This window comes from Paenibacillus fonticola DSM 21315 (assembly GCF_000381905.1).
Lineage (GTDB): Bacteria > Bacillota > Bacilli > Paenibacillales > Paenibacillaceae > Fontibacillus > Fontibacillus fonticola.
On record NZ_KB907306.1, the window covers coordinates 1 to 1,201 of the forward strand.

General features: G+C 47.9%; 1 protein-coding gene. It reads left to right on the forward strand.

The features are described 5' to 3' along the window. Positions 1-1,201: amino acid adenylation domain-containing protein (locus tag G358_RS31145; protein WP_033404791.1), on the forward strand; the 1,201-nt coding region annotated here is incomplete at both ends.

Genomic DNA, 1,201 nt, shown 5'->3' on the forward strand with positions numbered 1-1,201 from the left:
ACGAAAGAGCGAATCAGCTTGCGCGAACGCTAAGGGACCGGGGAGTGCGTACAGACGAGCCAATCGCCGTTATAGCCGAGCGATCGCTGGAGATGATCGTTGGGATTATCAGTATTTTGAAAGCTGGGGGTGCATACGTCCCAATTGACCCGGATTTCCCAGAGGAGCGCATTCAATATGTGCTGGAGGATGCCAATGTAAAGGTGTTGCTTACGCAACGCTGTTTCGAAGGGCGAGTAGCTTTTAATAGCTTTGGTGGTGAAAGCGTTCTCGTTGACGATTTGGAGGATTACAGTGTTGATAGCACAAACTTAAAATCGGCTTTTAACTCTCGTCAGTTGGCCTATATAATCTATACCTCGGGTACGACTGGCATACCGAAAGGAACGATGATAGAACATCGTCAGGTCATTAATTTAATAGAAAGCCTTCGTAAGCAAGTGTATTCATCATATAAAGCTTGTTTGCGTGTAGCTTTATTATCTTCGTGTCACTTTGATGCATCGGTTCAGCAAATGTTTGCAGCGCTTTTGTTCGGTCACACGTTGTATGTCGTTCCCAAAACGACAATATTCGACGGACAAGCTATTTCCGATTATTACAGGATGCATCGAATTGACGTTTCAGACGGAACCCCATCCCATTTACGGTTACTTGTTGGAGCCAAAAGCCTCAATGGTATAGCTGTTCAGCATATGCTTATTGGAGGAGAGGCTCTTCCATGGGAAACAGTTACGCGGTTACTAGAACGGCTTCGTGCCGAGGGAAGCAATGAAAAGGAGCTACGAATTACAAACGTTTACGGGCCAACGGAAACTTGTGTTGATGCATCGGCATATGAAATTTTCTCGGGTGATTCGCTTTCGAATACTGGATATGTTTCGATTGGAAAGCCGCTTGGGAATTTTCGTTTTTATATTCTGAACGCTCATGGAGGACTTCAACCGCACTATGTACCGGGCGAGCTATGTATCGCCGGAGACGGCCTGGCGCGTGGGTATCTGAATCGTCCAGAGCTGACGGCAGAGAAGTTTGTGACCAACCCGTTTGAGCCAGGAGAACGAATGTACCGAACCGGAGATTTGGCGCGGTGGCTGCCCGATGGCAACATCGAATATTTGGGCCGGATCGACCATCAGGTTAAAATCCGCGGGTATCGCATCGAGCTGGGCGAGATTGAAGCGCAGCTGCTGAAGGTCGA